General features: G+C 75.6%; 4 protein-coding genes. 3 read left to right on the forward strand and 1 reads right to left on the reverse strand.

Annotated features, from left to right (window positions below):
* Positions 1-386 precede the first annotated feature (386 nt).
* Positions 387-1,355, forward strand: a complete 969-nt coding sequence (locus ACSNOK_RS31515; RefSeq protein ID WP_436784215.1) for a helix-turn-helix domain-containing protein — start codon at positions 387-389, stop codon at positions 1,353-1,355.
* Here ACSNOK_RS31515 and ACSNOK_RS31520 read toward each other — a convergent pair.
* The gene (locus ACSNOK_RS31520) at positions 1,352-2,599 is read right to left on the reverse strand and encodes a cation:proton antiporter (protein WP_436784216.1); all 1,248 of its coding nucleotides are present in this window, start codon (positions 2,597-2,599) and stop codon (positions 1,352-1,354) included. The genes ACSNOK_RS31515 and ACSNOK_RS31520 overlap by 4 nt on opposite strands.
* Before the next feature lie 612 nt (positions 2,600-3,211).
* On the opposite strand from ACSNOK_RS31520, the gene ACSNOK_RS31525 reads away from it, so the two are divergent.
* Together ACSNOK_RS31525 and ACSNOK_RS31530 are read left to right on the forward strand one after the other, a co-directional pair.
* The gene (locus tag ACSNOK_RS31525; protein ID WP_436784217.1) at positions 3,212-3,412 is read left to right on the forward strand and encodes a hypothetical protein; all 201 of its coding nucleotides are present in this window, start codon (positions 3,212-3,214) and stop codon (positions 3,410-3,412) included.
* A 50-nt stretch (positions 3,413-3,462) separates the two neighbouring features.
* Positions 3,463-3,630, forward strand: a complete 168-nt coding sequence (locus ACSNOK_RS31530) for a hypothetical protein (RefSeq protein ID WP_436784218.1) — start codon at positions 3,463-3,465, stop codon at positions 3,628-3,630.
* Positions 3,631-3,857 lie beyond the last annotated feature (227 nt).

A 3,857-nucleotide genomic window follows, 5' to 3' on the forward strand; every position in this document is an offset into this window, starting at 1 on the left:
ACCGGAAGGCGGATCTCCGGGGCGGGGCGGCGGCTCCGGGGCCCTGAGCTCCCTCTCCGACGTCCCGGGGGTCCCGGTGGGGTGGCCGGCGCCGGGAGGATCCCCCCTGTTCCCACGCGGCCGGCCCTCGGGGGAGCCCACCCGGGACGGCGCACCACCCTCCCCCGTGCCCGCGCGAGCGCGGGCGGGCGCGCCGTCCCTCTGGCCCCGTGCGAGGACGACGGCGTACCGTGCGGCGGGAGGGAGACGGGCACCCCCGTGGTCCGCCTCCTCCCGTACCGAATCGGTACGACGCCGACCCGCTCACCAGCATGGAGCGGGACGCTGCCGCGGTATTGGACGAATGCGCACTCCCGGTGCGCCCGTCGTCCACGAGACCTGGGGGGATGGAGCTGAGCACGAGGCGGTTCGCACAGCCGTGGGGCAGGATCCTGGTCGCCTCCGGGCGGCCTCATCCCGCCCTCCGGGAGACGGTGGTCGAGTACCGGGCCTTCGTCATCGACCCCACACGGGAACTGGCGTGGCTGGAGACGCCCATGGCCCTGCCCGCGCTCTACCTGAGCATGGGGGAGCCGGGGCGGCGGTACGACCCGCCGGGGTACCCGACCGCCGTCTACGCGGCCCGGACCAGCGCCCTCCGGTTCGTCCCGCCCGGCCCGTGGCGGGGCGTCCAGGTGACCCTGACGCTCGACGGGGCCAACCGGCTCCTCGGGCCGCGCCTGTCGGAGTTCGCCGGGGTGCTGCCGGACGCCCGGGATGTGCTCGGCCGGCGCCTCGGCGACGTACCCGAACGGCTCGGCGAGGCACCCACCTGGGAGGCGCGGTTCGCCCTGCTCGACGAGGTGTTCCTCGGCCTCGACGCGACGTACGCGGGCCGGGTGCCGCCCCCGCTCGCCTGGGCGTGGGAGCGGCTGCTGCACGACGGCGCCGGCACCCGGATCGCCGACCTCGCGCGGGAGACCGGCTGGAGCCGCCGCCGGCTCCAGCAGGCCTTCCAGCGCCACGTGGGCATCGCCCCCCGGGACGTCGCCTGTATGACGCGCTTCCGCCGCACCCTGGAGGCGCTGGTCCGCGCACCGGCCGACCTGCCGCACGCGGTCCTCGCCGACCGCTGCGGCTACTACGACCAGTCGCACCTCATCCGGGAGTTCAAGGCCGTCACCGGCATGACCCCCGGCGCGCTGCGCGGGGTGCAGGTCATCGTGCACCCGGCCGTCGGCGGCCCCGTGCACCGGCACGCCTCCATCATCGTCGGCGGGGCCGATACGCCACCGCCCGGCACGGGCACCGCCGCGCGGCCACCGGACGCTCCCTCGGCCGATGCCGTGCCGCCGGCCGCCCGGGCCTCGCGCTAGGCGTCGGCGGCCCGGCCCGACAGGGACCCGCGGGCCGCCGGGCCGCCGCCGGCCGGGCGACGGGCGGGCGGCCCCGGGCGCCGGCGGCCACGCCGCTCTATGAGCGACAGCAGCGGTCCGGTCATGGCCGTGGTCACCAGGGCCATCACGACCATCAGGGAGTACAGCCGGCCGTCGAGCAGCCCGAGTTCCATTCCCACGCCCAGGATGACGAGCTCGGTCAGCCCGCGTGTGTTCATCAAGGCCGCCAGGGTGGCCGACGGGCCGCCGGCCAGGCCCTGGGAGCGGGCCCCGGCGTAGGTGCCGCAGAACTTGCCGCCCACCGCGACGGCCAGGATGACCAGGAGCTCGACCAGCCCCCGCGCCCCCACGCCCCGCAGATCCACCTTCAGGCCGGCCACCACGAAGTAGACGGGCAGCAGCAGGGCGGTCAACTGCTCGGTGCGGCCCGCCAGTTCCTCCCGTATTCGGCCGCTCCCCTCGCGGGGCAGCGCGGCCCCGAAGAGGAACGCCCCGAAGATGTAGTGCATGCCCATGGCCTCGGTGGCCGCGGACGACAGGAGGGCGCCGGTCACCGCGACGGCGAAGGCGCGGGAGGTGAGCGCGCCGCCCGGCCCGGCCGGCCCGAGCGCCCGGCGCAGCACCGGCCGCAGCAGCACGAGGGCGGCGATGAACGGAAGGAGCAGGGCCGCCCGCCAGTGCCCGTGCCCGCCCGGCCCGCCCACGGCCGCCTGCACGGCCGCAAGCGCCGACCAGGCCACGACGTCCACGACGGCCGCCGTCGCCAGGGCCAGCCCCCCGGTCCCGGTCCTGGCCAGCCCCCGGTCGGAGAGGATCCGGGCCAGCACCGGGAACGCCGTCACCGACACCGAAAGCCCCACGAACACCACGAAGGCCGTGCGCTGGTCGGCATGGTGACCCCGCAGCAGATAGAAGGCGAGCCCGACGCCCAGGGCGAACGGCACCAGCGTCGAGCCGAGCGCGGCGCCGGCGGTGACACGGGTGCGGCCGCGCAGGGCCCGGTGCTCCAGCTCCAGCCCGACCGTGAACATGAACAGCGCCACGCCGATATTGGCGAGCGCCGAGAGGAACGGCCGTACGTCCGTGGGGAACAGCCGCCCCGCCGGTGCCTCGCCCAGCAGGCTCGGCCCCAGCAGCACCCCCGCGAGGATCTCGCCGACGACGGGCGGCTGCCCGGCCCGGGCCGCGACGGCGCCCAGGGCGCGGGCCAAGACGAAGATCAAAGCGAGATCGAGAAATAGCCATTGGATGTTTTCGCTCGTCATTGCACGTTCCCCCGTAGCGATTCCGTGCGGTGCGCCGCTCGCGGATCAGGCTACCGGCGCCGAACCGCGCCGAGAATGCCTGTCGCGGGACGGCAGGGGAATTCCGGGGTTGCCTTCGGGGGTAAATCCCGGGTGCCGTCGGGGTTTTGGCGGGGCTACGCCGGAAGCGGGCAGCCGCTGTACGGGAAGCGGCAGTTTCGGCCCGGGAAAGCGAAATAGCGCCGGAAGGCGGAGCGTGCGGGGCGGCGTGGGCGAGCGGCTCCGGAAAAACCCCTACGGGAAAAGCGGATTGGACGGGCAATACCCGTAGGGGGATACCGTAAGGCGCCCGCCCGCTGCCCGGCAGGCCCGCCCGGCCTGGGCTTTCCGGTCCGCCGGGGGAAAAGCGGGTGCGCCTCCGTCTTGTTTCCCGGCCGGTAGCGGAAGCTCCGCGGCTTCCCGCCCGCCGCGCCGGGGCACGGGCCGGTGCCTAGGCTGGACAGGAGCGGACGAGAAGGCTCCGGGAGGTTTTCCCCGGCCCCGTCCGGACAGGCGTACCGACCCAAGCGATCACTCGACAGGGGAGACGCGATGACCAAGAACCCCCAGCAGAGTGCCCTGCGGCGCAGCGGCAAGGGCGCCACCAGCCAGGACTCCGCTCCCGCCAAGGCGGGCCTGGACCGCAAGGTCGGCCCCGGCGGCCCGGAGCGGGCCCACGGCACCGACAAGGGCACCAAGGGCGGCGGCCGCGGTGGCGGCGTACCGCCCGGTCAGCGGCCCGACCACCCCTGACGGCCGCCGACACCGGAGATCCGCCCACCGGAGGAAGGAACGCCACGGCCATGCAGCGGCAGAGCGACAAGCACAGCCCCAAGAAGGACGACCAGCTCAAGAAGGAGATGCGGGCCCAGACCCGGACGGGCCGCCCGACCCGCTCGGAGGAGTGGCGCGAGCCCGAGGCCGTCACCCGCGACGAGGAGACCCCCGAGCGCCCCGACCGCGGCACCTGACCGCACCCGCTGGCTTCCCAGGGCGGCCGGGCCCGGGCGACCGCCCGTGCCCGGCCGCCGCGCGCCCCGGCGCACCCGACGGAACCCACGGCACCCGGGCCGCCCGGAGGTCGGACACCCGTACGGGGAGTGATGCTCATCCGGACGGCGTGCAGCGCGCGCGACGGACCCCGAGCCGGGTTCGGATGAGGACATGCCGTCCCCGGGACCCCCGCCGCCCGTGGCCC

This window comes from Streptomyces sp. URMC 126 (genome assembly GCF_051386555.1).
Classification (GTDB): Bacteria; Actinomycetota; Actinomycetes; order Streptomycetales; family Streptomycetaceae; genus Streptomyces.